The organism is Streptomyces sp. NPDC102514 (genome assembly GCF_055584525.1).
Map to the genome: position 1 here is coordinate 50066 of NZ_JBVJLW010000008.1, position 26707 is coordinate 76772.

Consider the following 26707-nt stretch of genomic DNA (forward strand, 5'->3'; position numbering starts at 1 on the left):
GTGGTGTTCCGGCTCGCTTTCGGGCTCGCCGGGTCACTGCCGGGGTGAGTGCCGCCTGGGTACCCCTCAGCTGTGGTTCAACTCGAACCAGACGACCTTTCCCGCACTGAGCCGGGTCGCACCCCACCGCCTGGCCAGCTTGTTCACCAGGTAGAGACCGCGTCCGCCCTCGTCCGTGGCGCGCGCCTGCCGCAGCCGGGGCAGCTGCGGGACGTCGTCGCCGACCTCGCAGCGCAGCACGTCGGTACGCAGCAGCCGCAGCGTCACGGGCCGTGACGCGTACCGCACGGCGTTGGTGACGACCTCGCTGACGAGCAGCTCCACGGAGTCCGTGAGCTCCTCCAGGTCCCAGCGGGACAGCGCCTTGCGGGCCAGCCGGCGGGCCCGGCCGGGCGCCGCGTCCTCGGGGTCGAGGTGCCACAGCGCGACATCGCTCGGCGCGATCCCGTCGAAGCGGGCGGCGAGCAGCGCGATGTCGTCGTCCCGGTCACCCGGGCCGAGCATGTCGAGCACCTCGTCGCACAGGGCTTCCAGGGGCGGCGGATGGTCCGGTCCGGTCAGCTGGGCGGTGGCGGCGATCCGCTCGCGCAGCTGCTCTATCCCGGTCCACACGTCACGCAGCCGCGACTCCACGAGCCCGTCGGTGTACAGCAGCAGCGTGGCGCCCGCGGGCGCGTCCAGCTCGACCGCCTCGAAGTCCACGCCCCCTACGCCGATGGGAGCACCGGGCGGTACGCGCAGTACCTCGGCGCGCCCGCCCAGATGCAGCAGTACGGGCGGGGGATGGCCCGCGTTGGCGATGGTGATGCGGTGCGCGACCGGGTCGTACACCGCGTACAGGCAGGTCGCCATGCGGTCGGTGCCCAGGCGCTGGGCCTGCTCGTCCAGGTGGTGCAGGACCTCCTGCGGCGGCAGGTCGAGCCCGGCGAGGGTCTGCGCGGTCGTGCGCAGCTGGCCCATGATCGCCGCGGAGGTCATGGAGTGGCCCATGACGTCACCCACGACGAGGGCGACCCGGCTGCCGGGCAGGGGGATCGCGTCGTACCAGTCGCCGCCGACCCGCGCGGTCTCGGCGGCCGGCAGATACCGGGACGCCAGCCGCACACCGGTCGGCCGGGGCAGGGTCTCGGGCAGCATCGTGCGCTGCAGTTCGTCCGCGATGTACGCCTCGCGCCCGTACAGCACCGCCTTGTCGATGCCGAGCGCGCTGTGCGTGGCGAGCTGCGCCGCGACCAGCAGGTCGTCCGTCTCGAAGGCGGGCCGGTCGGGGCGGCGCAGGAACAGCGCGGCCCCGATCACGCGCCGCCGGCCGCGCAGCGGCGCGAGGATCGCGCGCTGCCCGCCGGGCACGCTCAGGTCGTCGCCGATCAGCTCGGGCAGCGCGGCCCTGGCGGCGGGCGCGTCCGCGAAGACGGGCCGTACCCCGCGCAGCACCTCGTTCAGGGCGCCACCGGGCCGTACGGTGCACAGCTCGGCGGTGATGCCGAGGTCCGGCTCGGGCTGCAGCGCGGGCAGCAGGAAGCCCTCGGTGTCCCGGTCCTCGGGGATCCGGTCCGTGCGCCGCAGCCGCAGCACGACGGGCCCGGTGGGCCGCTCGTCGCCCACCGGCAGCGGATCGCGCAGATAGACGAGGATCGCGTCCGAGAAGGTCGGCACGGTGGCCCGGCACAGGCCCATCACGATCTCGTCGAGGTCGATGCCTCGGGCGATCCGCCGGGTGGCGGCGCCCACGAAGCGCAGCCGGTCGCCGTCCCGGCGCATGGGCATGGGTGCGCCGGGCGCCGGGCTCTGTCCCGTACGCCGGTCCTTGCCGCCCAGGTGGACGGCGGCCTCCGTGCCGGACCCGCCGCCCAGGGACTCGGGCCGCGGCCGGTGCGGATCGGGTTCGCCGGCCGGTTCGGTGGCCGACGGCTGGGAGTGCTCGGGCCCGGAACCGGCGGGCGCGCCCGTGGCGGCGGACTGTGCGTCCGCGGTCACGGGTGCGCCGATCGGGCCCTGGCCGTCGGGAACGGGCATGCCGACGGCCCCCGGGGTGTCGGGGGTGTCGTCAGGCCGTCCCTGCGCCGGTAAACCGGGTGAGCCCTGTGCGGGCGGCTCCGGGGTGCGCAGAAGCGCCCCGCGAGGGTCCGCGGGGGCCGTGGGCCTGGCAGCGCTTGGCTGTCGGCGCTCATGGGAGGTGGGGTGCTCCGTCACGCGTGTCGAATCCATCCGTCCGGTGCTGCGCGCCGTGCGTGCAGTTCGTCCCGCAGAGAGCCCGATACCCGGAATGCGTGCCCCAGGAACGGAATCCCCGCGTGATCAGACAGCCTCTCAGAAGAATGACCTTCGGACACCGGCGGGAACGGTCTGATTCGCCGGCGCCGGGCCGTACCGCTGTGACCCTCGTACCCCACGCTCACGTCCTGCCGCCCCTCGGTGACGTTCGGTCAAGCCCAGCGCTTTGTGCGGGAGTTGCCGTGGCGCACCCGCCCGCCGCCCGACCATCACTCCTCAACGACGGTGTCGAGCACCGACCCTGACTGTTCGTTCGCGTTGCGGAGGACGATCCTACGGTTCTACCACGGGGGCGTATCAAGGGTCTCACGTGGACACGTGCGCCGGTGTGCGATCCCAGTCGTCGGGCAGGGACGGCACGGACCAGGCGGGATCGGGCCGCCAGTGCTGCCAGCCGTCCGAGAACGGCGGGCCCCAGCGGCGGATCACCTCCACCGCGGCGCGTCCGGCCTCGCCCACGCGCGCGGCCAGCCGTTCGTCCATCAGGCCGTCCCGCTGGGCCTGCGCGAACTCGTCCTCGTCGCGCCAGCCCCAAGTCCGGTCCGGATGTACCGAGATGTCCAGGAAGTGGTCCTCGGAATCGACCCCGCCGGCCCATCTGGCCAGCGGTTCCTCCAAGTTGACGTACCAGTTCTTGAACTGCCAGCCCGGCTCCCAGAACAGCCACACCGACCAGGGCTCGCCGGGCCGCGCCAGCTTCAGGACGCCCGTGCCGAACCAGCGGTCGCGCTGCACGGTCCGCGGCTTGGTGTAGCGGGACTCCAGCGGCTCCGCGTGCACGGACGTGCCGTCCGTCAGGACGGGTTTCACGCACTCCGTCCCCGGGGCCAGCCACACGGCGAGCAGGTCGCCGTCGTCCCGCACGACGGTCACGGGACGCGCGATGTGGACGTGATCGCCGGCGTTCTCCCGGTACCGCCACAGGATCTGACTCCCGGGGTTCCAGTACGCCGCCGAACCGCCCGCTTCCACGTGTGTCACCGCTCCACCCTCTGCCATGAACAGATATTAGGTGCCCAGGGCATACGATGCTGCGGTAAGCGCCATGGTTCGCCTGCTCGCCGGACGACGTTACGGCCTTGTCATCCGCAGGACATCCAGGGCCTCGTCCAGTTGCTCCCGGGTGAGGTCGCCGCGCTCCACGTACCCCGATTCGAGCACGACCTCGCGGATGGTCCTCCGCTCGGCCAGCGCCTTCTTGGCGACCTTGGCGGCCTCCTCGTACCCGATGTACTTGTTCAGCGGGGTCACGACCGACGGCGACGACTCGGCGTACTCGCGGGCCCGCTCGCGGTTGGCCGTGATGCCGTCCACGGTCCGGTCGGCGAGCAGCCGGGAGACGTTGGCGAGCAGCCGCACGGACTCAAGGACGTTCTTCGCGATGACCGGCAGCATGACGTTCAGCTCGAAGTTGCCGGAGGCTCCGGCGACACCGATCGTGGCGTCGTTCCCGACCACCTGCGCGGCCACCATCAGCACGGCCTCGGGAATCACCGGATTCACCTTGCCGGGCATGATCGAGGACCCCGGCTGCAGATCGGGCAGATTGATCTCCGCGAGCCCCGTACGCGGTCCGGAGGCCATCCACCGCAGATCGTTCGCGATCTTCGTGAGCCCCACGGCGATGGTCCGCAGCTGCCCGCTGGTCTCGACGATCCCGTCCCGCGCGCCCTGCGCCTCGAAGTGGTCGCGCGCCTCGGTCAGCGGCAGCCCGGTGGTGCGCGCGACCTCGGCGATCACCGCGCCGGAGAACCCGGGCGGCGTGTTGATCCCGGTCCCGACGGCCGTTCCCCCGAGCGGCAGCTCGGCGAGCCGCGGCAGGGAGGCCTCCAGCCGCTCGATCCCGTACCGCACCTGGGCCGCGTACCCGCCGAACTCCTGGCCCAGCGTCACCGGCGTGGCGTCCATCAGATGGGTCCGGCCGGACTTCACCACATCGGCGAACTCCTCGGACTTCCTGGACAGCGCGGCGGCGAGGTGGTCGAGCGCCGGGACGAGATCACGGGTGACGGCGGCGGTCGCGGCGATGTGGAGGGACGACGGGAAGACGTCGTTGCTGGACTGTGAGGCGTTCACGTGGTCGTTCGGGTGTACGTCCCTGCCGAGCCGTTCCGTCGCCAGCGTGGCGAGGACCTCGTTGGTGTTCATGTTGGACGAGGTCCCCGACCCCGTCTGGAAGACGTCCACGGGGAACTCCGCGTCCCACTTCCCGTCCGCGACCTCGGCCGCCGCCTCCTGGATCGCCTCCGCGACGTCCTTGTCCAGCACCCCGAGGCCCGCGTTCACCTTGGCCGCCGCCGCCTTGATCCTGGCCAGGGCCTCGATGTGGGCGCGCTCCAGATGCTGCCCGGAGATGGGGAAGTTCTCGACGGCGCGCTGGGTCTGGGCCCGCCACTTCGCGTCCGCGGGGACGCGGACCTCGCCCATGGAGTCGTGTTCGATGCGGTAGTCGGTCATAGCAGGTATATCGCCCCCGCCGCCCGTAACCATTCCCGTCACTGACTCGGGGGCGCTGCCCCCGAACCCCCGGTCCTCAAACGCCGGACGGGCTGAAAGCTCTTCAGCCCGTCCGGCGTTTGAGGACGAGCGCGCAGCGCGATACGGGGGCGAGGGGCGCAGCCCCATGCGTGGACGGGAACGGGTAGGGGCGGCGGGGGCGGAAACCTAGAGCCCAGGACCCCGCACGGGAATCGACGTGAACGTAGGCGCCGGCGCCGGGTCCTTGAAGAAGTCGTTGCCCTTGTCGTCGACGACGACGAACGCCGGGAAGTCCTCCACCTCGATCTTCCACACGGCCTCCATGCCGAGCTCCTCGTACTCGACGACCTCGACCTTCTTGATGCAGTCCTGCGCGAGCCGCGCGGCAGGCCCCCCGATGGACCCGAGATAGAACCCCCCGTGCGCCCCGCACGCGTCGGTGACCTGCTGCGACCGGTTCCCCTTGGCCAGCATCACCCGAGACCCGCCCGCCGCCTGGAACTGCTCCACGTACGAGTCCATGCGCCCGGCCGTGGTCGGCCCGAACGACCCGGACGCGTACCCCTCGGGGGTCTTCGCGGGCCCCGCGTAGTACACGGGGTGGTCCTTCAGGTACTGCGGCATCTCCTCGCCCGCGTCGAGCCGCTCCTTGATCTTCGCGTGCGCGATGTCACGCGCCACGACGAGCGGCCCGGAGAGGGACAGCCGGGTCTTGACGGGGTACTTCGTCAGCTCGGCGAGGATGTCGTCCATCGGCCGGTTCAGGTCGATGCGCACGACGTCACCGGCCTCGTCCAGGTGCTCGTCCGTCGTGTCGGGCAGGAACCGCGCCGGGTCGGTCTCCAACTGCTCCAGGAAGACGCCCTCCGCGGTGATCTTCGCGACGGCCTGGCGGTCGGCCGAGCAGGAGACGGCGATGGCGACCGGGCAGGACGCGCCGTGCCGGGGCAGCCGCACCACGCGCACGTCGTGGCAGAAGTACTTGCCGCCGAACTGCGCGCCGATCCCGATCTTCTGCGTCAGCTCGAAGACCTTCTCCTCCAGGTCCTTGTCCCGGAAGCCGTGGCCCAGCTCGGACCCCTCGTCCGGAATCTCGTCCAGGTAGTGCGCGGACGCGTACTTCGCGGTCTTCAGGGCGTACTCCGCGCTCGTACCGCCGACGACGATCGCCAGGTGGTACGGCGGGCAGGCGGCCGTGCCGAGCGAGCGGATCTTCTCCTCCAGGAACTTCATCATGGAGGCCTCGTTCAGGACGGCCTTCGTCTCCTGGTAGAGGAACGACTTGTTGGCCGAGCCGCCGCCCTTGGCCATGAAGAGGAACTTGTAGGCGCCGCCGTCGGCCGCGTACAGCTCGATCTGGGCCGGGAGGTTCGAGCCGGTGTTCTTCTCGTCCCACATGGTCAGCGGGGCCATCTGCGAGTACCGCAGGTTCAGGTTCAGGTACGCGTCGTAGATGCCGTGGGACAGGGCCGCCTCGTCGCCGCCCGTCGTCAGCACGTTCTGGCCGCGCTTGCCCATCACGATCGCCGTGCCGGTGTCCTGGCACATGGGCAGCACGCCGGCCGCCGCGATGTTCGCGTTCTTCAGGAGGTCCAGCGCGACGAACTTGTCGTTGCTCGACGCCTCGGGGTCGTCGATGATGCGCCGCAGCTGAGCGAGGTGCGCGGGCCGCAGATAGTGCTGGATGTCGTGGATCGCCTCGGCGGCGAGCGTGCGCAGCGCCTCCGGCTCCACCTTGAGGAACGTGCGCTCGTCGGCCTCGAAGGTGGACACACCCTCGGAGGTCACCAGCCGGTACGGGGTGGTGTCCTCTCCCTGGGGGAGCAGATCGGTGTACGCGAACGCCGGGCTGGGCGGGGGGGAATTATGCGGCATCTCGCCAAATCCTTCATCGACAGACAGCGGCCGGCCTCCGTTGGCGGCGCCACCAGCGTAGAACCTGCCTCGGACATCGAGCTTGTGAGGTAAGGCTCAGTAGGTCGTCCACACCCGCTGTCCACACCCTCTAGTCGCGATCTATCGCGTTTGGGTACGCTGCTGCCGTGGACCTTCAGAAGCACACCGAGCCCGACCTTCGGAAGCACACCGACCTCCGCGCGTCCGACGCGGACCGCGACCGGATCGCGGACATGCTGCGCGACGCCCACGCCGAGGGCCGCCTCACCGCGGAGGAGCACGCGGAGCGGGTCGAGGAGGTCTTCCGCGCGAAGACCGTGGGTGAACTGGAACCGCTGGTGCGGGACCTGCCCGCGGCCCACCGCCCCCGCCCGTCGGCCGCGTTCGCGGCGGCCCCCAACCGGCCCGCCCCGGGCGCGATCCCGCCGGTCGCCGACGAGAACGTGGTGGCGGTGTTCAGCGCGGCCGTGCGCAGAGGCCGCTGGCGCGTGGGCCGCCGCACGCACGCGTACGCGATCTTCGGCAGCGTGGAGATAGACCTCAGCGAGGCGATCTTCGAGCACCAGCAGGTCGTGATCAAGGCGATATCGGTGTTCGGCAGCGTCGAGGTCCGCGTCCCGGAGAACGTGTCGCTGCGCGGCAGCGGCGGGGGAGTCCTCGGCAGCTTCGAGGTGGACACGCTGGACTCGGGCGAACAGGACGCCCCCGTGGTCTACGTGGACGGGCTGGCGGTGCTGGGGAGCATCGAGGCGAAGCCGAAGCGGGGCAAGTTGATCGAGGACATCCTCGACCGGGTCACCGACAAGGTGAACGCCAAGTTGCGCAAACATCTGGGACATTGACGGTCGCGAATCCACGACGACCGGAGGAGCACGGTCCGGGACGAAGCCCCGTGCCCGGTCCGGCACTTGCCGGGATCTTCGGCGCTTGCGAACTGAGTGCATAGGCGCGCGTACAGCGGGTAGGCCTTGCTGCATCGTCTCTCGCTCGCGAAGCCGTCGTCAGGAGTAGACCGTGCTGCATCCGCCGCATCAGTCCCTGCAGGTCGCTGCCGTTCCGCCCCAGCCGGTGCCGGTGCGCGAGAGGGACCAGGACGCCCCCTGGCACACGGAGGCCGTGTGCCGCCGCGACGAGGCCGGGCTGTTCTTCGCACCCTCGAAGGAACCCACCGCGGCCCGGCTGTCCCGCGAGGAAGCGGCGAAGCGGGTCTGCGCGCGCTGTCCGGTGATGATCGAGTGCCGGGAACACGCACTGCTGCAACCCGAGCCGTACGGGGTCTGGGGCGGCCTCACCGCCGCCGAGCGCCGAGTGGTCCTGGCCCGACGCCGCCGCCGAGACCTGGACCTCCAGAAAACAGCCCGAACCCCCGGCCCGATAGCCGCAGCAGGCTAACCGGACAAACAACCCCGCGCCCCAAGGGGCGCGGGGAACGGCGCGCTCAGCCACGACGCACCCGCACCCGACGACGCCCCCGACAGGGGCGCGGGGAACGGCGCGCTCAGCCACGACGATCCCGCAGCCACCCACCGGCCCGCCAAGGGGCGCGGGGAACGGCGCGACAAGCCACGACGATCCGGCACCCGACGACGTCCCCGATAGGGGCGCGGGGAACGGCGCGCTCAGCCACGACGATCCCGCAGCCACCCACCGGCCCGATAAGGGGCGCGGGGAACTGCGCAACACGGCCCGCAGCCGACAACGGCCCGCGCGCAGACCAAAACCGGCGGAGCTACTTCGCCCGGTCGAAGTCGATCGCGCTGTACGCCCGCAGCTTCGCCAGCCGATGCTCGGAGCTGATCTGCCGAACCGTCCCCGACTTCGACCGCATCACGATCGAATCGGTCGTCGCGGTCTCGGGCCGATACCGAACCCCCCGCAACAACTCCCCGTCAGTGATCCCGGTGGCCACGAAGAACACGTTCTCCCCGGACACCAGGTCATCCGTGAGCAGCACCCGGTCCAGGTCATGCCCCGCATCGACCGCGCGCGCCCGCTCCTCGTCGTCCTTGGGCCACAACTTCCCCTGGATGGTGCCACCGAGGCACTTCACCGCACAGGCGGAGATGATCCCCTCGGGCGTACCACCGATACCGAGCAGCAGATCGATCCCCGTGCCCTCGCGCAACGCCAGGATCGAGCCGGCGACATCCCCGTCGGAGATGAGCTTGATGCGCGCCCCGGTCTCCCGGATCTCCTTGATGATGCCGTCGTGCCGCGGCCGGTCGAGGATGACGACGGTGACGTCCTCGGGCGTGACGCGCTTGGCCTTGGCGACCCGCCGGATGTTCACGGACACCGGCGCGTTGATGTCGACGAAGTCGGCGGCCTCGGGCCCGGTGACCAGCTTGTCCATGTAGAAGACCGCGGACGGGTCGAACATCGTGCCGCGGTCGGCGGCGGCCAGCACGGCGATCGCGTTGGTCATGCCCGCCGCGGCGAGGGTCGTCCCGTCGATCGGGTCGACGGCGATGTCGCACGCGGGACCCGTCCCGTCGCCGACGTTCTCCCCGTTGAAGAGCATCGGGGCCTCGTCCTTCTCGCCCTCCCCGATGACGACGACGCCGTTCATCGAGACGGTGGAGACGAGGGTCCGCATGGCCCGTACGGCCGCGCCGTCGGCGCCGTTCTTGTCGCCGCGGCCGACCCAGCGGCCCGCGGCCATCGCGGCGGCCTCGGTGACCCGGACGAGCTCAAGGGCGAGGTTGCGGTCGGGGGCCTCGGAGGGGACCTCTAGTTCGGACGGCAAGTGATGCTCGGTCATCGGAGCGCACCTTTCTGATACGGCGACGGCCGGATGAGGGTTTCCACCGACTCTATCCTCAGTCCGACAAAATGAGCAGGGGGCCCCACGGATGAGCGGGGCAGTGCACCTGCGACGATGGGGGAGTGGCAGGCAGAAAAGGTAAGCAGTCGGTCCGGGACATGGTGTTGTCCCTGGGCCTGATCGGCATCGTCGCGGGCTTCATCTACCTCTTCATTCCGAAGGACGACTCGGAGCCCCCTCTCGAACGGGTCGACTACCGCGTGGAGCTCCTCACGGCACGCCGTGCGGCCACCTATCCGGTGGCGGCGCCCGAGGGCCTGTCCACGGAGTGGAAGGCGACCTCGGTGCGGTTCCGTGGAGCCGACTTCGACGCGTGGCACCTCGGCTTCCACGATCCCGACGGGGAGTACGTGGCGATCGAGCAGTCCACTCAGAAGCCCGTCACGTTCATCGACGACACCACGCAGGGCGCCGAGGAGACGAACGTCACCCAGCGCATCGGCGAGAAGTCCTGGAAGCGGTACAAGGGCGAGAAGTACGACGCCCTCGTGCTCCGGGAGAAGAACTCCACGACCGTGGTCACGGGCACGGCGTCGTTCGCGAAGCTGGCGAAGATGGCGGAGTCGCTCAGGACGTCGTGAGCACGGATGGACAGCGGACGGACAGTGGACGGACATGCGAGAGGCCCCCAGCGATGCTGGGGGCCTCTCGCATGTCCGGGGGTCCCGGGGTCCTGTCCGGGATGCCGTTCGGCTCAGACCGTCGTGATGACCTGGTCGGCCTCAAGGCGCGGGGAGCGCGGGAACCAGGCGTCCTCGGCGGGCCGGCCGATGTTGACCACCATCAGCGGGGTGTGGTCGCCGTCGAGGAACTCCTTCTGGACGCCCGCGAAGTCGAAGCCCGTCATCGGACCGGCGGACAGGCCGGCGGCACGGACGCCGATGATGAAGTACGCGGCCTGCAGCGCGGCGTTGAGCGCGGCGGCACCCTCACGGGCCGGGCGCTCGGCGAAGAAGAGGTCCTTGGCCTGCGGGAAGTGCGGGAGAAGGGCCGGCAGCTCCTCGTGGAACTCGTTGTCCGCGGAGAGGATCGCGACGAGCGGGGCGGAGGCGGTCTTCGGCTGGTTGCCCTCGGCCATGTGCTGCACCAGGCGCTCGCGGGCCTCGGCGGAGCGGACCAGGGTGATGCGCAGCGGCGACTGGTTGAAGGCGGTCGGCCCGTACTTGACCAGGTCGTAGATCGCCTGCACCTGCTCGTCGGTCACCGGCTCGTCGGTGAAGGCGTTGGCGGTGCGGGCCTCGCGGAACAGCAGGTCCTGGGCGGCGGGGTCAAGAACGAGAGACATGAAACAAAACCTTCTCGGAGCGTGCGTCGGATCCGGGGGATCGGCTGACACGTGTGACCGTACGCCGAGTAGGTTTAAGTTTCAACCAAAAGTGGACCAGGGTGATCCGCTTCACATATACATGGCCGGGCCAATTACCTGACGGAAGAAAAGGGCGACACCACCTTCGTGCCGCCCCTGCCTGCCCTGCCTGCCCTGCCTGCTCCTGGTAAGCGTCTGCTCGGAGCCGGCCGGTACCCGCTGCGGAGTCAGCCGTTGCCCGCCGCAGCCTTGTCCTTCTCTTCCTCTTCTTCCTCCGCCAGCGCCGCGTCGAGGCGGGCGCGGGCCCCGTCGAGCCATCGCCGGCACACCTTCGCCAGCTCCTCGCCCCGCTCCCACAGGGCGAGCGACTCCTCAAGCGTCGTACCGCCCGTCTCCAGACGTCGTACGACCTCGATGAGTTCGTCGCGCGCCTGCTCGTACCCGAGCGCCTCGTCCGTCGTGCCGGCCGTGCCGGTCCTGCTGGTCATGCGTCCACCCTAGGGTCTGCCTCAGACATCGACTCGTACCGTGAACTCGCCCTCGGCGACCCGCGCCCGCAGGCTCTCGTCCGCCGTCACCTCGTCCGGGGACCGGACGGCGTGGCCGTCGGACTTCTGCAGGACCGCGTACCCCCGCTTCAGGGTCGCGGCGGGGGAGAGGGCCACCACGCGCGCGTGGGTGTGGGTCAGCTCCGAGTCGGCGCGGTCCAGGAGATGGCCGAGCGTGCGGCGACCGCGGTCCAGGAGTGCGGCCACGTGGTCGGCGCGCTCGTCCACCATCCGGTGCGGATCCTCTATCGAGGGACGGGCCAGCGCGTGCGCGAGCCCCCGCTCCTCACGCTCGATGAAGGACCCGACGCACCGGCGGGCACGGTCCCGCAGGAACCGGACCCGCTCGTACTCCTCCCCGACGTCCGGTACGACCTTCTTCGCGGCGTCGGTCGGGGTGGAGGCGCGCAGGTCGGCCACGTGGTCCAGGAGCGGGTTGTCGGGCTCGTGGCCGATGGCCGACACGACGGGCGTACGGCAGGCCGCGACCGCCCGGACGAGCTGCTCGTCCGAGAACGGGAGCAGGTCCTCCACGCTGCCGCCGCCGCGCGCCACGATGATCACGTCGACGTCCTCGAGCGCGTCCAGGTCCTTGACCGCCTGCACGACCTGCGGAACCGCGTGAACGCCCTGTACGGCGACATTGCGCACCTCGAAGCGGACGGCCGGCCAGCGGTGGCGCGCGTTCTCCAGGACGTCCCGCTCGGCGGCGGAGGCGCGGCCGGTGACCAGTCCGACGAGCTGGGGCAGGAACGGGAGCGGCTTCTTGCGCTCGGCGGCGAACAGCCCTTCCGCGGCCAGGGACTTCTTCAACTGCTCCAGGCGGGCGAGCAGTTCGCCGACGCCGACCGGTTTGATCTCGACGGCTCTCAGCGACAGCTGTCCGCGCGGCGCGTACCACTCGGGTTTCGCGTGGACGACGACGCGGGCGCCCTCGCTCACGACGTCGGCGATGGCGTCGAACACCTGCCGGTAGCAGGTCACGCCCACGGAGATGTCGTGCGACGGGTCGCGCAGCGTCAGGAAGACGACGCCGGCGCCCGGGCGGCGCGACAGCTGGGTGATCTGTCCCTCGACCCACACCGCGCCCAGCCGGTCGATCCATCCCCCGATGAGCCGCGACACCTCGCCGACGGGGAGGGGGGCGTCGGCGGACGTATTGAGAGCCATGAGCCGAGCGTAGCCGCACCCTCTGACACAGCCGAAGCTTGTGCCCGGGTGCGCCCGGCGGGGGGTTGATCGCGCAGTTCCCCGCGCCCCCAAAGCCAAAAGACTGCGCAGTTCCCCGCGCCCCTGGGCAGGACGGGGCGCAGCCCCTCCCCGAGGGGCGCGGGGAACTGCGCGGGCAACCCCCACCGGCCCGCAGGCGAACGTGGTCTTGAGGGGCGCGGGGAACGGCGCGGGCAACCCCCACCGGCCCGCAGGCGAACGTGGTCTTCGGGGGCGCGGGGAACGGCGCGATCAGCCCCCACCCACCCGCACCCACCCCACACCCCCGCCACCCCGCAGGGGCAGCGCGCGCGTTCAGCCGGACGCAGTCGCCCGCTGGGCGACCAGCACCCCGGCCCCCACCAAAAGCCACACCGCCCCCACCACCTGCGCCGCCCCAGACGCCTCAAAGATCACCAGTACGGTGACCCCCGCCCCCACCACGGGCACCACCACATGCCGCCACCACACAACCGCCCCGCTCACTCCCCGTCGCCGCACGGCGAACCACCCCACCACGCTCGCGTGCAGCAGCGTGAACGCCGTCAGCGCACCCACGTCGACCACCGACACCAGATGGTCCATCCCGTCGTCGCGCCGCGCCGCCCACACCGCGGCCACCAGCGTGATGACGGCCGCGCAGAGCAGCGCGACCCGCGGCACCCCGGAGTCCGTCCGCGACAGGGCCCGCGGCAGCCGCCGCTCCCGGGACATCGCGAACAGCAGCCGCCCGGCCGCCGCCTGCCCGGCCAGCGCCGCGAACGCCGCCCCGATCGCCTTGCTGACGGCCACCAGGTCATGCAGCCACGTGCCGACGGACGCGTCCACGGCGTCGTAGAAGGCCGATCCCTGTTTCACCGGATCGTCGGCGAGCTGCGCCGACGACATCGGCTCCAGCAACGCGACGAGGTAGGTCTGCGCGATGAACAGCACCCCGGCGAGCGCGAGACAGAACAGCACCGCCCTGGCGACCTTCTCCGAGCTGCCGGTGACCTCCTCCGCGAAGGAGGCGATCGCGTCGAAGCCGAGGTACGACAGCACTGCGATCGACACCGCTCCGAGGACCGCGGACAGCGCGAACGCCCCCTGCGAGCCGTCTCCGGAGAACGGCGACAGCCAGCCCCGCTGCGCCCCGTCGCGCGCGAGGACGACGATCGCCGACACGAAGAAGACGAGGAGGACCACGATCTCCATCGCGAGCACCAGGAAACCCACGCGCGCGGCGACCCGTACGCCCCGCAGGTTCAGCAGCGTCGTCACGACGACCGCGAGCGCCGTCCACACCCAGCGTGAGACGTCCGGGACCAGGGAGTTCATCGCGATCCCGGAGAAGAGGTACGCCACCGCCGGGATGAGGAGATAGTCCAGCATCGCCATCCACCCGGCGATGAACCCGGCCTCTTTTCCGAGCCCCGCGCGCGCGTAGGCGAACACCGAACCCACCTGGGGGACGACCCGCACCATCTGCGCGTAGCTGAACGCGGTGAACGCCATCGCGACCGTGGCGACCACGTAGACCAGCGCGACCGCGCCGTGCGACCTGGCGTCGAGGGTCCCGTAGACACCGACCGGCGCCATGGGGGCGATGAACAGCAGCCCGTACACGACCAGGTCGCGGAAGCCGAGACTGCGCCGCAGGCCCTGTTCGCCGCCGGTCGTGCGGGCCGGTGAATCCGTACCGGACATCCATGCCTCCCGAGAGTCGTGACGCCTCCGCCCCCGCTCCGCTCCCCGGCCCCCGACCAGTCTCTCCGTGGACGTGATCTTTGACCTGTCGGGCGCACCCTTACGATGGGATGCATGACTGCTTCGACTGGCCGCCGTGTCCTGCTCGCCGCCCCCCGTGGCTACTGCGCGGGTGTCGACCGTGCCGTGATCGCCGTCGAGAAAGCCCTGGAGCAGTACGGGGCCCCGATCTATGTCCGTCACGAGATCGTCCACAACAAGTACGTCGTGCAGACCCTGGAGAAGAAGGGCGCGATCTTCGTCGAGCGGACCGCGGAGGTCCCCGAGGGGTCCATCGTCATGTTCTCGGCGCACGGCGTCGCCCCCGTGGTCCACGACGAGGCCGCGGCCGGGAAGCTCGCCACCATCGACGCGACGTGCCCGCTGGTCACCAAGGTCCACAAGGAAGCCGTCCGGTTCGCGGACGACGACTACGACATCCTCCTCATCGGCCACGAGGGCCACGAGGAGGTCATCGGCACGTCCGGGGAGGCGCCCGACCACATCACGCTGGTCGACGGCCCCGGTGACGTGGCGAAGGTCGAGGTCCGCGACCCCTCCCGGGTCGTCTGGCTGTCCCAGACGACGCTGTCGGTCGACGAGACCATGGAGACGGTGGACGCCCTCAAGGGGAAGTTCCCGCAGCTCATCTCCCCGCCGAGCGACGACATCTGCTATGCCACGCAGAACCGCCAGCTCGCGGTGAAGCAGATGGGCGAGCAGGCCGATCTCGTCATCGTGGTCGGCTCGCGCAACTCCTCCAACTCCGTACGGCTCGTCGAGGTCGCCAAGCTCGCGGGCGCCAAGGAGGCGTACCTCGTGGACTTCGCCGACGAGATCGACGACAGCTGGTTCGAGGGCGTCTCGACGGTCGGCGTCACCTCCGGGGCCTCGGTGCCGGAGATCCTCGTGGAGCAGGTCCTGGAGTACCTCACCACGCACGGTTACGAGGACGTCGAGCTCGTGAAGGCGGCCGAGGAGTCCATCACGTTCTCGCTGCCCAAGGAGCTGCGCCGCGACCTGCGCGCGGAGGCGGCGGCCCTGGTGGCGCAGCGCACCGGAACCACCCCCTCGGCCGAGTGACTGTCCGTCCCACGACGTAACGTAGAGCCATGCAGATCTTCGGCGTGGACATCGGTGGTTCAGGGATCAAGGGCGCTCCCGTGGACCTGGACAAGGGCGACCTGGCGGAGGAGCGCTACAAGGTGCTCACGCCGCATCCGGCGACACCCGACGCGGTGGCGGACGGTGTGAAGGAGGTCGTCGGTCACTTCGGCTGGACGGGCCCGGTCGGCATCACCTTCCCGGGCGTGGTCACCGGTGGTTCCACCATCCGCACGGCGGCCAACGTGGACAAGGACTGGATCGACACCGACGCGCGCGCCCTGCTCGGCGACCGGCTGGGCGGGCTGCCGGTGACCGTCCTGAACGACGCGGACGCGGCGGGCGTCGCCGAGATGCAGTTCGGCGCGGGCAAGGACCGCAAGGGCACGGTCTTCCTGCTCACGTTCGGTACGGGGATCGGCAGCGCCCTCTTCGTGGACGGCACCCTCGTCCCGAACACGGAGCTGGGCCATCTCGAACTGAACGGTCACGACGCCGAGAAGCACGCCTCCACGAAGGCCAAGGAGGACCACGACCTCTCCTGGGAGCACTGGGCGCACCGCGTCCAGAAGTACCTCGCCCATGTGGAGATGCTCTTCTCGCCCGAGCTGTTCATCATCGGCGGCGGGGTCAGCCGCAAGTCGCAGAAGTTCCTGCCGCTGATCGAGGGCATCAAGGCGGAGATCGTGCCGGCGCAACTGCAGAACAACGCGGGGATCGTGGGCGCGGCGATGCGCGCGGCCCAGACGGACTGAGCGCCCGGCCGCCCCGCCCCCACCCCCGCTTCGTCAGGGGCGCGGGGAACTGCGCGGCCATCCCGCACCGGCCCGCAGCCGAGGTGCCGACGGCCGGCCGGACAGCCAGGAGGGCCCCGGCCGGCCGTTCAGGCCATCCGGCGACGCTGCGCGGCCTTCCGGGTCATCATCCGAGCCTTGCGCACGGTCACGATGACCCCGGCCAGCAGCGTCCCCCCGTACAACCACCCCGCGTGCATCGCGAGGGCGGTGACGAGGCCCATCACCCGGCCGCCGAAACCGCCCTCGCTGTCCGCGATGGGCAGGAGGCCGACGGCGAAGGCGATCGGTACGGCGACGACCGCCGTGACGAGGTCGGCCCGCCGGACCCACACCGCGGTCAGCACGCAGACCGGCAGGAACAGCACTCCGTAGACGACGAGCGACGCCCCGAACAGCAGTTGGATCAGACAGGCCAGCGCGAACATCGACGCGGCGCAGAACAGGCCGCTGCCCAGTCCGGTGAGCCGGGGGTTGGGAAACCGGCGTACCGCCTGCACGAGCGGCGAGACGGACTTCGCGGTACGCGGGACACCGGCCCCGGCCTGCCGGGCCGTACGGGCACCGCCCCGTCCGGCCTGCGGGGGAAGGGGCGAGCCGCCTCGCGACGGCTGTGACTGGGGAGGACGTGTCCTGTGTTGCTCCACTGGTCCAACTTAGGTCGGGTTATGTGTGGAATGACCCCCTAGACACGCGCTTTGGCCGACCTTGGCCAAGCGTTCGATACGTCGCCGGTGCGAGGCGCGGCACGCCGTAGACTGATGAATCGGCCTGAGCACCCCTCCGGGCCCCAGTCATCGCCCCACACCCTCACGTACGGGAAGTCGCAACGTGTCGCTCACGATCGGAATCGTCGGTCTGCCGAATGTCGGCAAGTCGACCCTTTTCAACGCCCTGACCAAGAACGACGTGCTGGCGGCCAACTACCCGTTCGCCACGATCGAGCCGAACGTGGGCGTGGTCGGTGTCCCGGACGCCCGGCTGACCAAGCTGGCGGAGATCTTCGGCTCGCAGAAGATCCTGCCCGCGACCGTGGACTTCGTCGACATCGCGGGCATCGTGCGCGGCGCGAGCGAGGGCGAGGGCCTGGGCAACAAGTTCCTCGCGAACATCCGCGAGTCGGACGCGATCTGCCAGGTCATCCGCGCCTTCAAGGACGAGAACGTCGTGCACGTGGACGGCAAGGTCTCGCCCAAGGACGACATCGAGACGATCAACACCGAGCTGATCCTCGCGGACCTGCAGACCATCGAGAAGGTCCTGCCGCGCCTCCAGCGGGAGTCGCGCATCAAGAAGGACGTCGTGGCGAAGGTGACCGCGATCGAGGCGGCGAAGGACATCCTGGACGCGGGGCAGACGCTGTTCGCGGCGGGCATCACCCAGGGCTCCGACCAGGAGGCCATGCTCCACGACCTGCACCTGCTCACGGTCAAGCCGTTCCTGTACGTCTTCAATGTCGACGAGGACGAACTGACCGACGACGCGTTCAAGGCCGAGCAGAGCGCGCTGGTCGCCCCCGCCGAGGCGATCTTCCTCAACGCCAAGCTGGAGTCGGACCTCGCGGAACTCGACGACGAGGAGGCCATGGAACTCCTCCAGTCGGTCGGCGTCGAGGAGCCGGGCCTCGCCAGGCTCGCGCACGTCGGCTTCAACACCCTCGGCCTGCAGACCTACCTCACGGCCGGCCCGAAGGAGTCCCGCGCCTGGACGATCAAGAAGGGCGCCACCGCCCCCGAGGCCGCCGGAGTCATCCACACCGACTTCCAGAAGGGCTTCATCAAGGCGGAGGTCATCTCCTTCGAGGACCTCGTCGAGACGGGCTCGGTGGCGGAGTCCCGCGCCAAGGGCAAGGCACGCATGGAGGGCAAGGACTATGTGATGCAGGACGGCGACGTGGTGGAGTTCCGCTTCAACGTCTAGTTCCGCCCCGAACCGCCCCCCGACCCGCGTCCGTGCGGGTCAGGGGGCGGTTTGCTGTGTTCCGGCCGAGGGCCAGTTGCGCATCGCCATGTCCGCCACCAGTTGCAGGTCCTCGCGGGGCGCGCCGCCCGCGGCCTGGACCGCGATGCCGTTCGCGACGGTCATGAGGTAGCGGGCGAGCAGGGCGGGGTCCAGGTCCGGTGGCAGGTCGCCTTCGGCCGCGGCCTGCCGGAAGCGGTCGTGGAGGAGGTCCATGCCCTCGTTGCGCCAGGTCACCAGGGTGTCCCGGGCGGTGCGTCCCGGCTCGCCGGCGGCCAGGGCGCCCTGGACTCCGAGGCAGCCGGCGGGGCCGCCGGGCTGGGTGCTCGCCCGGACGGAGCCGTTGAGGAACGCCGTGGCCACCTGCCGTGCGGTCGGCTCCCGCGTGGCCCGGACACTGTAGGAGGCGGGCCCCTCGGTGTAGCGCTCCAGGGCCTTGCGGAACAGGTCCTCCTTGTTGCCGAAGGCCGCGTACATGCTCGTACGCGTGATGCCCATGGCGCTGGTCAGGTCGGTGAGGCTGGCGCCCTCGTAGCCCTGCTCCCAGAAGACCCGCATGGCGCGCTCCAGGGCCTCTTCGGTGTCGAAGCCCCTCGGCCGGCCGATCGGTGCCTTCTGTCGCGTCTCCATGCGACCCATCCTACCTTTCCGTACCGGTCGGTGCGGATGTGTTACGGTCCCTCTCGATGTCAATCGGTACCGATCGATACTGATGTTTACGGAGGTCATCCGAATGGGACAGGTCGAAGGCAGGACCGCCGTCGTCACCGGCGGCGGCACCGGGATCGGCCTGGCCGCCGCCGTACGGCTGGCGGCCGAGGGCGCGCACGTGTTCATCACCGGCCGGCGCGAGGCCGAGCTGGACAGGGCCGTCGAGGCCATCGGTCCGGAGAGGGCCACCGCGGTGGCGGGCGACATCTCCGACCCGGCCGACCTGGACCGGCTGTACGATGCGGTCCGCGCCCGGGGCCGGGGCCTGGACGTGCTCTTCGCCAACGCCGGCACCGCGTCGTTCGCCACGTTGGAGGAGATCACCGAGGAACACGTCGACCGGATCTTCGGTGTCAACGTCCGGGGCACGGTGTTCACCGTCCAGAAGGCGCTGCCGCTGCTCAACGACCGCGCCTCGGTCATCCTCAACTCCTCGGTGCGCGCCGACGACGGCGTCGCCGCGTTCGGTGCGTACGCGGCCTCCAAGGCGGCGATCCGGTCCTTCGCCCGGACCTGGGCCAACGAGCTCAAGGACCGCGGTGTCCGGGTCAACGCGATCTCTCCCGGCACGATCGACACTCCCGGCCTTGACGCCGTGGTCGCCACACGAGGTACGCCAGATGAGCCGGAGGCGTCAGCCGTCGCGGGTCCGCCCCTCACCAAGGCGCAGTTCGCCGCGGCCGTCCCGCTCGGCCGGATCGGGCGGGCGGACGAGGTCGCCGACGCCGTGGCCTTCCTCGCCTCCGAGCAGAGCAGCTTCGTCCTCGGGGCCAACCTCTACGTCGACGGCGGAGAGAACCAGCTCTGACGGATCGCCGCAACGCCCGTACACCCCGTTGTCCCCCACGCGAGCGACAAGCAATGCCCACCCCGGCGGGACGTTCCGAGGTACCCCCTCCTCATAGCGTTCCTCTCAGTGCAGGGGCGGCCGGGCCGCCGGTCGAGAAGGGGAAGATGTCATGTCGCTCTGGAACACGCAGGCCGTGCGATGGGTCAAGGACCAGTACACGCAGTCGCACGTCGAGCCCACCCGCCGGGTGTGGCCGGCCGGGGTGCGCCTCGCGGTGATGGTGGTGCTGTTCGTCCTGGTCACGGGGCTCGCGGCGGGGATGAGGAGCGTGGCGGGCGACAACCCGGTGCTGTCCCTGCTGTTCGGCGCGGCGACCGCCGTGATCGCCCTGACGGTCTACGCGGCGGCCGTACGGTTCCTCGAACAGCGCTCCGTGCCCGAACTGGACCCCGCCGACGCCGCATCCGGTCTGCGCGTCGGTACCGCCGCCGGCCTCGGACTCTTCGTCGCGACGCTCGCGCTGATCGCCCTGTTCGGCGGATACGGCACGGAGGGCGGGGTGTCCGTCGGCGGCGCCCTGACCGTCCTCGGGATCATGGCCGGGGTCGCGGTCGTCGAGGAGATCCTCTTCCGCGGCATCATCTTCCGCCTCGTCGAGGAACTCACCGGTACCCGGGGCGCGATGGTGATCTCGGGAGTGCTGTTCGGAGGCCTGCACCTGGTCAACTCCGGTGCCACCGTGTGGGGCGCGCTCGCCATCGCCGTCGAGGCCGGTCTGATGCTCGGCGCCGTCTACGCGGCCACCCGCTCCCTGTGGATGCCGATCGGCCTGCACTTCGGCTGGAACTTCGCCCTGAGCGGCATCTTCGGCGTCACGGTCTCCGGCAACGAGGACCAGCCCACCGGCCTGCTCCACGGTGTGCTGTCGGGCCCCGAGGCGATCACCGGCGGCGGCTTCGGCCCGGAGGCCAGCATCTTCGCCATCCTCGTCTGCACGGTCCCCACGGTCGTGTTCCTGCGCCTCGCCAAGCGCCGGGGCCGCCTCTACACCCGGCAGCAGCTCCGGTCCGCGGGGACGACCGCCTCGTCCTGACCGCGAGGGCCGGGACGACCGGCCCCGCCGGACGAAGAGCGCCTACGGAGATCCGTAGGCGCTCTTCGTCCGTGCGCGTCCTCGCCCGTGCGCGTCCCTGTCCGTGCGCGTCCGGGTCAGGTCACCAGCCCCTGGCGGTACGCGTACACCACCGCCTGCACCCGGTCGCGCAGATTGAGCTTCGCCAGGATGCGGGAGACGAAGGTCTTGACCGTCTCCGGGCTGATCACGAGGGTCGCGGCGATCTCGCTGTTGGAGAAGCCGTTCGCGATGAGGCGCAGGACCTCCAACTCGCGTGGCGTCAGCGGGATGTCCCGCGGAGCGGTGCTGTCGGCGGGGCGGATGCGGGCGGCGTAACGGCCGACCAGCTTGCGGGTCACCTCGGGGTCCAGCAGGGCCGCGCCCGCGCCCACGGTCCTGATGCCGTGCAGGAGTTGGGCCGGGGGCGCGTCCTTGAGCAGGAAACCGCTCGCCCCCGCGCGCAGCGCCTCGTACACGTACTCGTCGAGGTTGAACGTGGTCACCACGAGCACCTTGACGGGATGCGGCACCCCGGCGCCGGCCAGCAGGCGGGTGGCCTCGATGCCGTCGAGCACCGGCATGCGTACGTCCATCACCACGACGTCCGGGCGCACCTGGGCGGCGAGATCGACCGCGGCCCGCCCGTCCCCGCACTCGCCCGCCACCTCCAGGTCGGGCTGGGCGCCGATGATCGTCACCAGGCCGGTGCGGATCAGTACCTGGTCGTCGCAGACCAGGACCCGGATCGGGGAGGCCACGGGTGCGCTCACGAAGGGCTCCCGGCGGGTATGCGCGCCCGGACGACGAAGCCGCCCTCCGTCCGCGGGCCCGCGCTGAAGTCGCCGCCCAGGATGTCGACCCGCTCGCGGAGACCGGCGAGACCCCGCCCGCTCCCGCCCGGGGAACCGGCCGCCGAGCCGGAACCGTCCGTACCGACCTCCACAGTGATCTCCCTTTCGGCGTGCCGCACCTGAACCGAGGTGCGGCTGCCGTGAGCGTATTTGAGGGCGTTGGTCAGCGCCTCCTGCACGACCCGGTAGGCCACGAGTTCGGCGCTGCCGGCGGGCTGCGCCGGGGTGCCCTCCTCGGTGAACTCCACCGGCTGCCCGGCCAGCCGCGTCCGCTCCACGAGCGCGAGCAGCCCCCCGCCGGACGGCGTCCGCGGCTCGGTGCCCCGGTCGGTGCCGTGGCCCGTGCCGTGGTCCGGGTTGAGCAGGTCGAGCAGGTGCCGCAGATCGGCGATGGCCCGCCGGCCGGTGTCGGTGACGGCGGTCAGGGACTGGTCGAGTCGGTCGGGTGAGGCGGTGAGATAGCGCGCCGCCTCGGCCTGCACGACCATCGCCGTCACGTGATGGGTCACGACGTCGTGCAACTCCCGGGCGATACGGGTGCGTTCGGCGGTCCGGGTGTCCTCGGCGATCCGGAGCCGGTGCTCGGCGTCCGCGACCCGCGTCGAGCGCAGCCACGCCCCGAGGCCCCACGCCAGGACCATCGCCAGATAGAACGTCACGAGTTCGCTCGGCGGCTCACCCGGATCGAGCCGGGCGAACCCCACCGCCAACGGCACGTACGCCACGGAGAAGACGAGCGCGGCCGTACGCCGATGCCGTACCAGGTGGGCCCCCACGCTCAGCAGCGCGATCGGCAGGGCGGTGCCCGCGAACGAGTGGTAGCCGCGGAGCTGGTCGACGGCGAACCCCACCGACACCAGGGCCAGACAGACGGCCGGCCAGCGGCGGCGCACGGCGAGCGGGAGGCTCTGGAGGGCGATCAACGGAAGAGCCAGGGCGTCGAGGGGACGGTTCGGCAGGCCGCCGATCTGTGTCCCGTGGGCCTCCGGCAGGAACGAGACCGCGAGAAGCAGCAGCCCCAGCGGAAGGTCCCGGACGGTGACGTCGGAGCGGCGCCACCACTGCGGAACCCGCCGCCGCACCAGGGCGGGCCACCGGTCACGGGCCCGCCGAAGACTGACCATCCCGATCATCGGGGGAGTGTAGCGGTGGCGCCGGCACGCTCGGCACGGCCGCCGCGCGGCACCACCCGGCCGCGCCGGTGGGCCAGCCACATGAACACGATCGTCGCCAGCACGCAGAACAGCACCGAGTACACGCTTCCCTCCGGGCCGAAGTCGCCGCCGGTGAGCAGCGACGGGCCCGACATCGAGGAGTCCAGCAGCCCCGGAGGGGTGTCGTTGCCGGAGACTTCGGTACTGAAGACGCCGGACGCGGCGTAGTTCCAGCCGAAGTGCAGGCCGATGGGCAGCCACAGCGAGCGGGTGGCGACATACGCGGCGGTGAGCATGCCGCCCGCCTCGACGGCGATGGCGGCGGCGCCCCACAGGCTGGCGTTCGGGTTCAGCAGGTGCGACAGGCCGAACAGCGCGCCGGTCAGCACCAGCGCGATCCAGGTGCCGATGCGCTCCTCGGCGATACGGAACAGGACGCCGCGGAACATCAGTTCCTCCGTCACCGCGGCGGCGGCCATGAAGCCGAGCAGGCCCATCGCGCCCGACCGCGAGTCGATGCCGTCGACCTCGTAGTACCCGGAGGTGAAGAGGTTGACGATGACGGCACTGAACAGCGCGACGCCGATCAGGGTTCCGCGGCCCAGCGCGGTGGGGGCTTCCTCCAGGGCCAGTTCGGTGACCGGGCGCCGCTCGGTCCGCCCCACCACCCACCGGTAGACGAACACCGCGAGCACGGCCGCCGGTACGCCGACGAGCAGCTGGAGCCACGGACTGCCCTCCGCCGCCGTGATGCCCTGACCACCGACGAAAGCGACCGCGACGACAGCCACGAGCTGCCAGACGAACCTCATGAGGACTCCTGCACCAGAGCCGCGGCCGAGCGCCGCGGGCTGTGCAGAAAGCTATGGATCCGGCGGCCGGGAATCGTCACCGCCCGGTGGACACCTGCGCGTAGCTCGGACGGGGGACAGACCCGGGCGGCGGGCGTACGCGCCTTTTTCCGCCCCGCGACGGGAACCGGCCCGAGCCCTCCGTGCGTTGAGCGGTACAGAGGGACCGAAAAGGGACCGGCAGGGGGCTGCGATGACGTACGAACGGCAGGGCGTGGGCCTTCCCGCTCCGCAGTCGCGCGGTGAGCGGGCCAGGAGCGCGGCCGTGCTGACCGGCGGCTGGGTCGCCCTGCTCTGGGTGCTCGAAGGCATCGACGCGGTGAGCGGCCATGCGCTGGACACGTTCGGCATCACCCCGCGCGAGTTCGGCGAGCTGCGCGACATCGTGCCCGCCGCCTTCCTGCACTTCGGCTTCGACCATCTCGCGGCGAACAGCGTGCCGCTGCTCGTCCTCGGCTTCCTCACCGCGCTGTCCGGCACCCGCCGCTTCCTCGCCGTCGTCACCGTGACGATCCTCGTCAGCGGCCTGGGCGTCTGGCTCACCGCGCCCGCCCACTCCCTGACCGCGGGCGCGTCCGGCGTCGTGTTCGGCCTCTTCGGCCACCTGCTGGTACGGGGGTTCGTGGACCGCCGCATCGGTGACGTGGTCGTGGGACTCCTCGTCGGCGCGGTGTACGGCTCGATCCTGTGGGGCGTCCTGCCGACGGCGACCGGGGTCAGCTGGCAGGGGCACCTCTTCGGGCTGCTGGGCGGAGTGGCCGCGGCCTTCGCGTTCCGCCGCCCCCGCGACGACGCCCGAATACGCGCCTAGCCGGAGTACGGGCCGGGCCTACAGGTCGGGCATCCGGGCCAGGCCTACGAGCCGGTCCGGAGCGCCCCCCGTGCGCCCCGGACCGAATGCGCCCTGCCCCGACTCCGGCCCCAGGGTGGACAGGACGTCGCCGACGAGCCTCTTCCCCCAAAGAGTGCCCGTCGGCGACGAACTCGGGCGGCCCGTCCGGGCAGGCCGCACCTGTGCGGGTCACCGGCACCGTTCGACAAGGCCGGGGCGACACCGTGCGGGCACGTTGGTGCCGCGGGTGGCCAGTGCTCCTGTCTGCCGGTGACCAAGCCCTTGCTCCCGATAAGCTCCGCACGGACAGGTTCGTTCGTATCCGCGGCGATGTGGAGTGGTCTGCTGTTGCCAGCGTTTTTTTGGCAACACGGGGCGGACAGCGAACTGTTGGGGGGATGACGATCGAGGACAACGCCTTGGGCTCCGAGCTGCGCCGCCGCCGCGTCGCGGCAGGGCTGTCGCTCAGTGAACTGGCCCACAAGGTGCACTGCAGCCGCAGCTTCCTGAGCCGGGTCGAGACCGGTCAGCGGCGGGCGTCCGTGGAGCTGGCACAGCTGTGTGACCAGGTGCTGGACGCCAAGGGGGTGTTGACGGCCCTGGCTCCGCCGAGCCTCGACTCCTTACCGAGGCCGGTCAGGACCGGGTCCGCGAGACGGACGGCGGGACCGGCCGGCGGAGGTCGTCCGGTGGGGGCCGTCGCCCAGCGGCGCCACGAGTTCGACCGACTGCTCAGACGCGGCGACCTGAGCCACACCACCGGTGACATGCGGGAGGCCGACCGGCTCTACCGGGCCGCGCTGCACGGCGCCGCCGGGGACCCCAGGGCGCAGGCCGAGGCCGTGATCCGGATGGCCCGGCGCTGGTCGGACCCCGGGCAGGTCGACCACGAAGTGCTGCACCTCATCAGGAACAGCCTCGCCGAGTTACAGGGCGACGGCGGGGCCGAGGCCGTGGGCCTGCGGCTGCGCCTCACCGCACACCTGGCGAAGAAGGTGTCCATGGCGGTCAGCGAGGACACCGCGGTCGGCCGGGTGGGCCCCGAGGAGGGGGCCGGACTCGCCGACGACACACTGAGCCGATTATCGGCGCACGGCAGAGACGGCGTTGACCACGGCAAAGACGTCCGGGACGACGAGGTGCGCTGCGAAGTGCTCACCGAATGCCGCTGGGCGCGCTACGACTTCACCCCGGCGGCCGATGCCCTGGCACTGTCCCAGCAACTGCACGACGCCGCGGTCCGGCTCGACTCCCCCTACTTCCACGGCGAGGCGCTGATGGCCCTCGTCATCGACCAGTTGCGCACCGGCAGGGTCTACAGCGCACTGGCCACCACGAGCCAGTACCGCAAGTACGCCGCCGACACCCGCAGCGTCCTCGCCACCTGGCAGCGGCACACCCTGGACGCCCTGCTCGACCTGTGGCACGGCAGGTTCGACGCGGCGGCGGCCTGGATCCTCGGCGAGTCGCCGAAGTACATCGAAGGACTGCACGCCGATCTCGCGGTCCCCGCCGACGCCCTGCGCCAGACCCGCCTCGGCCAGGCCTTCTGGCTGCTGCGCGAACAGGGCCGGATGGCGGAGCTGTTCACCTCGGACCTGGCCGAGGACGTCGAACGGCACGCCTACTTCCCCATCTGGCGGGCCGGCCTCGCGCTGGCCCTCTGCGAGACGGGACAGCACGCCGAGGCGGCGGACCTGCTGACGGGCTTCGCCGCCGACACCGTCGACTTCAGCCGGTTCCCGCCCTCCGGCTGGGCGGTGCCCACCCTCGTCGTCCTCGCCGAGGCCTGCGCGGCGCTGGACATCCAAGGCGGGTACGAGAGCCCGCTGGGGGAGCTGGTGCCGGGACTGCGGGAGCGGTTGGCGCCGCACGACGGACAGCAGATCGCGCTGGCCGGCTGGCCCACCGTGCTGGTCGGCTCGACCGCGCGGGCCCGGGGTCTGCTGGCGCTGGCCGCCGGGGAGCCGGAGACCGCGCTCGGCCACTTCCGGCAGGGCGCCGTACCGGCCCGTTCGTCGCAGCCGGAACTGGCGCGGCTCCGGCTGGCCCGAGCCCGTGCGCTGCGCGGTGTCGGCGGTGCGGGCAACGAGGCCCAGGCACAGAGCCTGCTGCAGGAGGCACTGCGCAGCGCACGGGCCTACGGCATGGCGGGGCTCGCGGCACAGTGCGGGCGGCTGCTGGCTGATCCGGCGGACACCGACCGGCCCTGACGCGGGTGCCGGACCGCGGGCCCACGGTCCGGAACGTGCGTCCGGGCCGGTTGTCGTACCCCCGTGCAAGGATG

The 26707-nt window shown here is 71.1% G+C and carries 24 protein-coding genes; 10 read left to right on the plus strand and 14 right to left on the minus strand.

Annotated elements, in window-relative coordinates; all coding sequences use genetic code 11:
- Positions 1-66: 66 nt before the first annotated feature.
- From ACZ60E_RS21235 to ACZ60E_RS21250, 4 genes are all read right to left on the minus strand, one after another.
- Complete coding sequence (locus tag ACZ60E_RS21235; protein ID WP_469442343.1) at positions 67-2208, minus strand: SpoIIE family protein phosphatase; 2142 nt, start codon at positions 2206-2208, stop codon at positions 67-69.
- A gap of 372 nt (positions 2209-2580) precedes the next feature.
- Positions 2581-3273: a cytidylyl-2-hydroxypropylphosphonate hydrolase gene (gene fomD / locus ACZ60E_RS21240; protein WP_384812294.1), complete on the minus strand. Its 693-nt coding sequence runs from the start codon at positions 3271-3273 to the stop codon at positions 2581-2583.
- A 72-nt stretch (positions 3274-3345) separates the two neighbouring features.
- Positions 3346-4731 carry a class II fumarate hydratase gene (locus tag ACZ60E_RS21245; protein ID WP_384812297.1) on the minus strand — a complete coding sequence of 462 codons (1386 nt, stop codon included), beginning with the start codon at positions 4729-4731 and terminating at the stop codon, positions 3346-3348.
- Between the two features lie 207 nt (positions 4732-4938).
- Positions 4939-6627: a fumarate hydratase gene (locus tag ACZ60E_RS21250; protein ID WP_469442346.1), complete on the minus strand. Its 1689-nt coding sequence runs from the start codon at positions 6625-6627 to the stop codon at positions 4939-4941.
- Between the two features lie 167 nt (positions 6628-6794).
- On the opposite strand from ACZ60E_RS21250, the gene ACZ60E_RS21255 reads away from it, so the two are divergent.
- Both ACZ60E_RS21255 and ACZ60E_RS21260 read left to right on the plus strand, forming a co-directional pair.
- Complete coding sequence (locus ACZ60E_RS21255) at positions 6795-7490, plus strand: DUF1707 SHOCT-like domain-containing protein (protein WP_384814528.1); 696 nt, start codon at positions 6795-6797, stop codon at positions 7488-7490.
- Positions 7491-7662: 172 nt separating this feature from the next.
- Positions 7663-8040 (plus strand): WhiB family transcriptional regulator, encoded by a 378-nt coding sequence (locus ACZ60E_RS21260; RefSeq protein WP_210880556.1) that lies wholly within the window; start codon positions 7663-7665, stop codon positions 8038-8040.
- 337 nt (positions 8041-8377) lie between these two features.
- On the opposite strand, the gene glpX is transcribed toward ACZ60E_RS21260, so the two are convergent.
- Positions 8378-9409 (minus strand): class II fructose-bisphosphatase, encoded by a 1032-nt coding sequence (gene glpX, locus ACZ60E_RS21265; RefSeq protein ID WP_107020245.1) that lies wholly within the window; start codon positions 9407-9409, stop codon positions 8378-8380.
- 125 nt (positions 9410-9534) lie between these two features.
- Between glpX and ACZ60E_RS21270 the strand changes: the two genes are divergently transcribed.
- A complete protein-coding gene (locus tag ACZ60E_RS21270; protein WP_384814525.1) occupies positions 9535-10053 on the plus strand; it encodes a DUF4245 domain-containing protein in 519 nt (172 codons plus the stop codon).
- A 113-nt stretch (positions 10054-10166) separates the two neighbouring features.
- On the opposite strand, the gene ACZ60E_RS21275 is transcribed toward ACZ60E_RS21270, so the two are convergent.
- The 4 genes from ACZ60E_RS21275 to ACZ60E_RS21290 all read right to left on the minus strand — a co-directional run bounded on the left by ACZ60E_RS21275 (position 10167) and on the right by ACZ60E_RS21290 (position 14221).
- Positions 10167-10757 (minus strand): malonic semialdehyde reductase, encoded by a 591-nt coding sequence (locus ACZ60E_RS21275; protein WP_384814522.1) that lies wholly within the window; start codon positions 10755-10757, stop codon positions 10167-10169.
- Positions 10758-11005: 248 nt separating this feature from the next.
- The gene (locus ACZ60E_RS21280) at positions 11006-11266 is read right to left on the minus strand and encodes an exodeoxyribonuclease VII small subunit (RefSeq protein ID WP_469442350.1); all 261 of its coding nucleotides are present in this window, start codon (positions 11264-11266) and stop codon (positions 11006-11008) included.
- A 21-nt stretch (positions 11267-11287) separates the two neighbouring features.
- Positions 11288-12496 carry an exodeoxyribonuclease VII large subunit gene (xseA, locus tag ACZ60E_RS21285; RefSeq protein ID WP_384814518.1) on the minus strand — a complete coding sequence of 403 codons (1209 nt, stop codon included), beginning with the start codon at positions 12494-12496 and terminating at the stop codon, positions 11288-11290.
- A gap of 354 nt (positions 12497-12850) precedes the next feature.
- A complete protein-coding gene (locus tag ACZ60E_RS21290) occupies positions 12851-14221 on the minus strand; it encodes an APC family permease (RefSeq protein ID WP_469442352.1) in 1371 nt (456 codons plus the stop codon).
- Positions 14222-14326: 105 nt separating this feature from the next.
- On the opposite strand from ACZ60E_RS21290, the gene ACZ60E_RS21295 reads away from it, so the two are divergent.
- Together ACZ60E_RS21295 and ppgK are read left to right on the plus strand one after the other, a co-directional pair.
- Positions 14327-15343 carry a 4-hydroxy-3-methylbut-2-enyl diphosphate reductase gene (locus tag ACZ60E_RS21295; RefSeq protein ID WP_469442354.1) on the plus strand — a complete coding sequence of 339 codons (1017 nt, stop codon included), beginning with the start codon at positions 14327-14329 and terminating at the stop codon, positions 15341-15343.
- A gap of 29 nt (positions 15344-15372) precedes the next feature.
- A complete protein-coding gene (ppgK, locus tag ACZ60E_RS21300; RefSeq protein WP_384814512.1) occupies positions 15373-16119 on the plus strand; it encodes a polyphosphate--glucose phosphotransferase in 747 nt (248 codons plus the stop codon).
- A gap of 128 nt (positions 16120-16247) precedes the next feature.
- On the opposite strand, the gene ACZ60E_RS21305 is transcribed toward ppgK, so the two are convergent.
- The gene (locus tag ACZ60E_RS21305) at positions 16248-16805 is read right to left on the minus strand and encodes a DUF6542 domain-containing protein (protein WP_384814509.1); all 558 of its coding nucleotides are present in this window, start codon (positions 16803-16805) and stop codon (positions 16248-16250) included.
- A gap of 184 nt (positions 16806-16989) precedes the next feature.
- Here ACZ60E_RS21305 and ychF point away from each other — a divergent pair, with 184 nt between their 5' ends.
- Positions 16990-18078, plus strand: a complete 1089-nt coding sequence (ychF, locus tag ACZ60E_RS21310) for a redox-regulated ATPase YchF (RefSeq protein ID WP_385835658.1) — start codon at positions 16990-16992, stop codon at positions 18076-18078.
- 39 nt (positions 18079-18117) lie between these two features.
- On the opposite strand, the gene ACZ60E_RS21315 is transcribed toward ychF, so the two are convergent.
- A complete protein-coding gene (locus ACZ60E_RS21315) occupies positions 18118-18747 on the minus strand; it encodes a TetR/AcrR family transcriptional regulator (RefSeq protein WP_469442357.1) in 630 nt (209 codons plus the stop codon).
- A gap of 103 nt (positions 18748-18850) precedes the next feature.
- Between ACZ60E_RS21315 and ACZ60E_RS21320 the strand changes: the two genes are divergently transcribed.
- A complete protein-coding gene (locus tag ACZ60E_RS21320) occupies positions 18851-19636 on the plus strand; it encodes an SDR family NAD(P)-dependent oxidoreductase (protein ID WP_469442358.1) in 786 nt (261 codons plus the stop codon).
- Between the two features lie 151 nt (positions 19637-19787).
- On the plus strand, positions 19788-20711 hold the full coding sequence (locus ACZ60E_RS21325) for a lysostaphin resistance A-like protein (protein ID WP_469442360.1): 924 nt from the start codon (positions 19788-19790) through the stop codon (positions 20709-20711).
- 116 nt (positions 20712-20827) lie between these two features.
- Here the strand turns inward: ACZ60E_RS21325 and ACZ60E_RS21330 are convergent, their stop codons facing one another.
- From ACZ60E_RS21330 to ACZ60E_RS21340, 3 genes are read right to left on the minus strand one after another with little or no spacing between them, the layout of a single operon-like run.
- Positions 20828-21490: a response regulator gene (locus tag ACZ60E_RS21330; RefSeq protein WP_469442733.1), complete on the minus strand. Its 663-nt coding sequence runs from the start codon at positions 21488-21490 to the stop codon at positions 20828-20830.
- A gap of 8 nt (positions 21491-21498) precedes the next feature.
- On the minus strand, positions 21499-22716 hold the full coding sequence (locus ACZ60E_RS21335) for a sensor histidine kinase (protein WP_469442362.1): 1218 nt from the start codon (positions 22714-22716) through the stop codon (positions 21499-21501).
- Positions 22713-23549 carry a lysostaphin resistance A-like protein gene (locus ACZ60E_RS21340; protein ID WP_469442365.1) on the minus strand — a complete coding sequence of 279 codons (837 nt, stop codon included), beginning with the start codon at positions 23547-23549 and terminating at the stop codon, positions 22713-22715. The genes ACZ60E_RS21335 and ACZ60E_RS21340 overlap by 4 nt, the downstream gene beginning before the upstream one ends.
- A 232-nt stretch (positions 23550-23781) precedes the next feature.
- Between ACZ60E_RS21340 and ACZ60E_RS21345 the strand changes: the two genes are divergently transcribed.
- Together ACZ60E_RS21345 and ACZ60E_RS21350 are read left to right on the plus strand one after the other, a co-directional pair.
- On the plus strand, positions 23782-24399 hold the full coding sequence (locus ACZ60E_RS21345; RefSeq protein ID WP_469442366.1) for a rhomboid family intramembrane serine protease: 618 nt from the start codon (positions 23782-23784) through the stop codon (positions 24397-24399).
- Positions 24400-24818: 419 nt separating this feature from the next.
- Entirely contained in the window at positions 24819-26633 is a 1815-nt protein-coding gene (locus ACZ60E_RS21350) for a helix-turn-helix domain-containing protein (RefSeq protein ID WP_469442368.1), read from the plus strand.
- The last annotated feature ends 74 nt before the right edge of the window (positions 26634-26707 follow it).

Bases quoted from the DNA above. Each gene is read 5' to 3' on its own strand.
- ACZ60E_RS21340 (WP_469442365.1), bottom strand. From the start codon at position 23,549: ATGAGGTTCGTCTGGCAGCTCGTGGCTGTCGTCGCGGTCGCTTTCGTC.
- ACZ60E_RS21335 (WP_469442362.1), bottom strand. From the start codon at position 22,716: ATGATCGGGATGGTCAGTCTTCGGCGGGCCCGTGACCGGTGGCCCGCC.
- ACZ60E_RS21275 (WP_384814522.1), bottom strand. From the start codon at position 10,757: ATGTCTCTCGTTCTTGACCCCGCCGCCCAGGACCTGCTGTTCCGCGAG.
- fomD (WP_384812294.1), bottom strand. From the start codon at position 3,273: ATGGCAGAGGGTGGAGCGGTGACACACGTGGAAGCGGGCGGTTCGGCG.
- ACZ60E_RS21350 (WP_469442368.1), top strand. From the start codon at position 24,819: ATGACGATCGAGGACAACGCCTTGGGCTCCGAGCTGCGCCGCCGCCGC.
- ACZ60E_RS21295 (WP_469442354.1), top strand. From the start codon at position 14,327: ATGGGATGCATGACTGCTTCGACTGGCCGCCGTGTCCTGCTCGCCGCC.
- ACZ60E_RS21320 (WP_469442358.1), top strand. From the start codon at position 18,851: ATGGGACAGGTCGAAGGCAGGACCGCCGTCGTCACCGGCGGCGGCACC.
- ACZ60E_RS21280 (WP_469442350.1), bottom strand. From the start codon at position 11,266: ATGACCAGCAGGACCGGCACGGCCGGCACGACGGACGAGGCGCTCGGG.
- xseA (WP_384814518.1), bottom strand. From the start codon at position 12,496: ATGGCTCTCAATACGTCCGCCGACGCCCCCCTCCCCGTCGGCGAGGTG.
- ACZ60E_RS21245 (WP_384812297.1), bottom strand. From the start codon at position 4,731: ATGACCGACTACCGCATCGAACACGACTCCATGGGCGAGGTCCGCGTC.
- ACZ60E_RS21315 (WP_469442357.1), bottom strand. From the start codon at position 18,747: ATGGAGACGCGACAGAAGGCACCGATCGGCCGGCCGAGGGGCTTCGAC.
- ACZ60E_RS21290 (WP_469442352.1), bottom strand. From the start codon at position 14,221: ATGTCCGGTACGGATTCACCGGCCCGCACGACCGGCGGCGAACAGGGC.
- ACZ60E_RS21345 (WP_469442366.1), top strand. From the start codon at position 23,782: ATGACGTACGAACGGCAGGGCGTGGGCCTTCCCGCTCCGCAGTCGCGC.
- ACZ60E_RS21325 (WP_469442360.1), top strand. From the start codon at position 19,788: ATGTCGCTCTGGAACACGCAGGCCGTGCGATGGGTCAAGGACCAGTAC.
- ACZ60E_RS21235 (WP_469442343.1), bottom strand. From the start codon at position 2,208: ATGGATTCGACACGCGTGACGGAGCACCCCACCTCCCATGAGCGCCGA.
- ACZ60E_RS21250 (WP_469442346.1), bottom strand. From the start codon at position 6,627: ATGCCGCATAATTCCCCCCCGCCCAGCCCGGCGTTCGCGTACACCGAT.
- ppgK (WP_384814512.1), top strand. From the start codon at position 15,373: ATGCAGATCTTCGGCGTGGACATCGGTGGTTCAGGGATCAAGGGCGCT.
- glpX (WP_107020245.1), bottom strand. From the start codon at position 9,409: ATGACCGAGCATCACTTGCCGTCCGAACTAGAGGTCCCCTCCGAGGCC.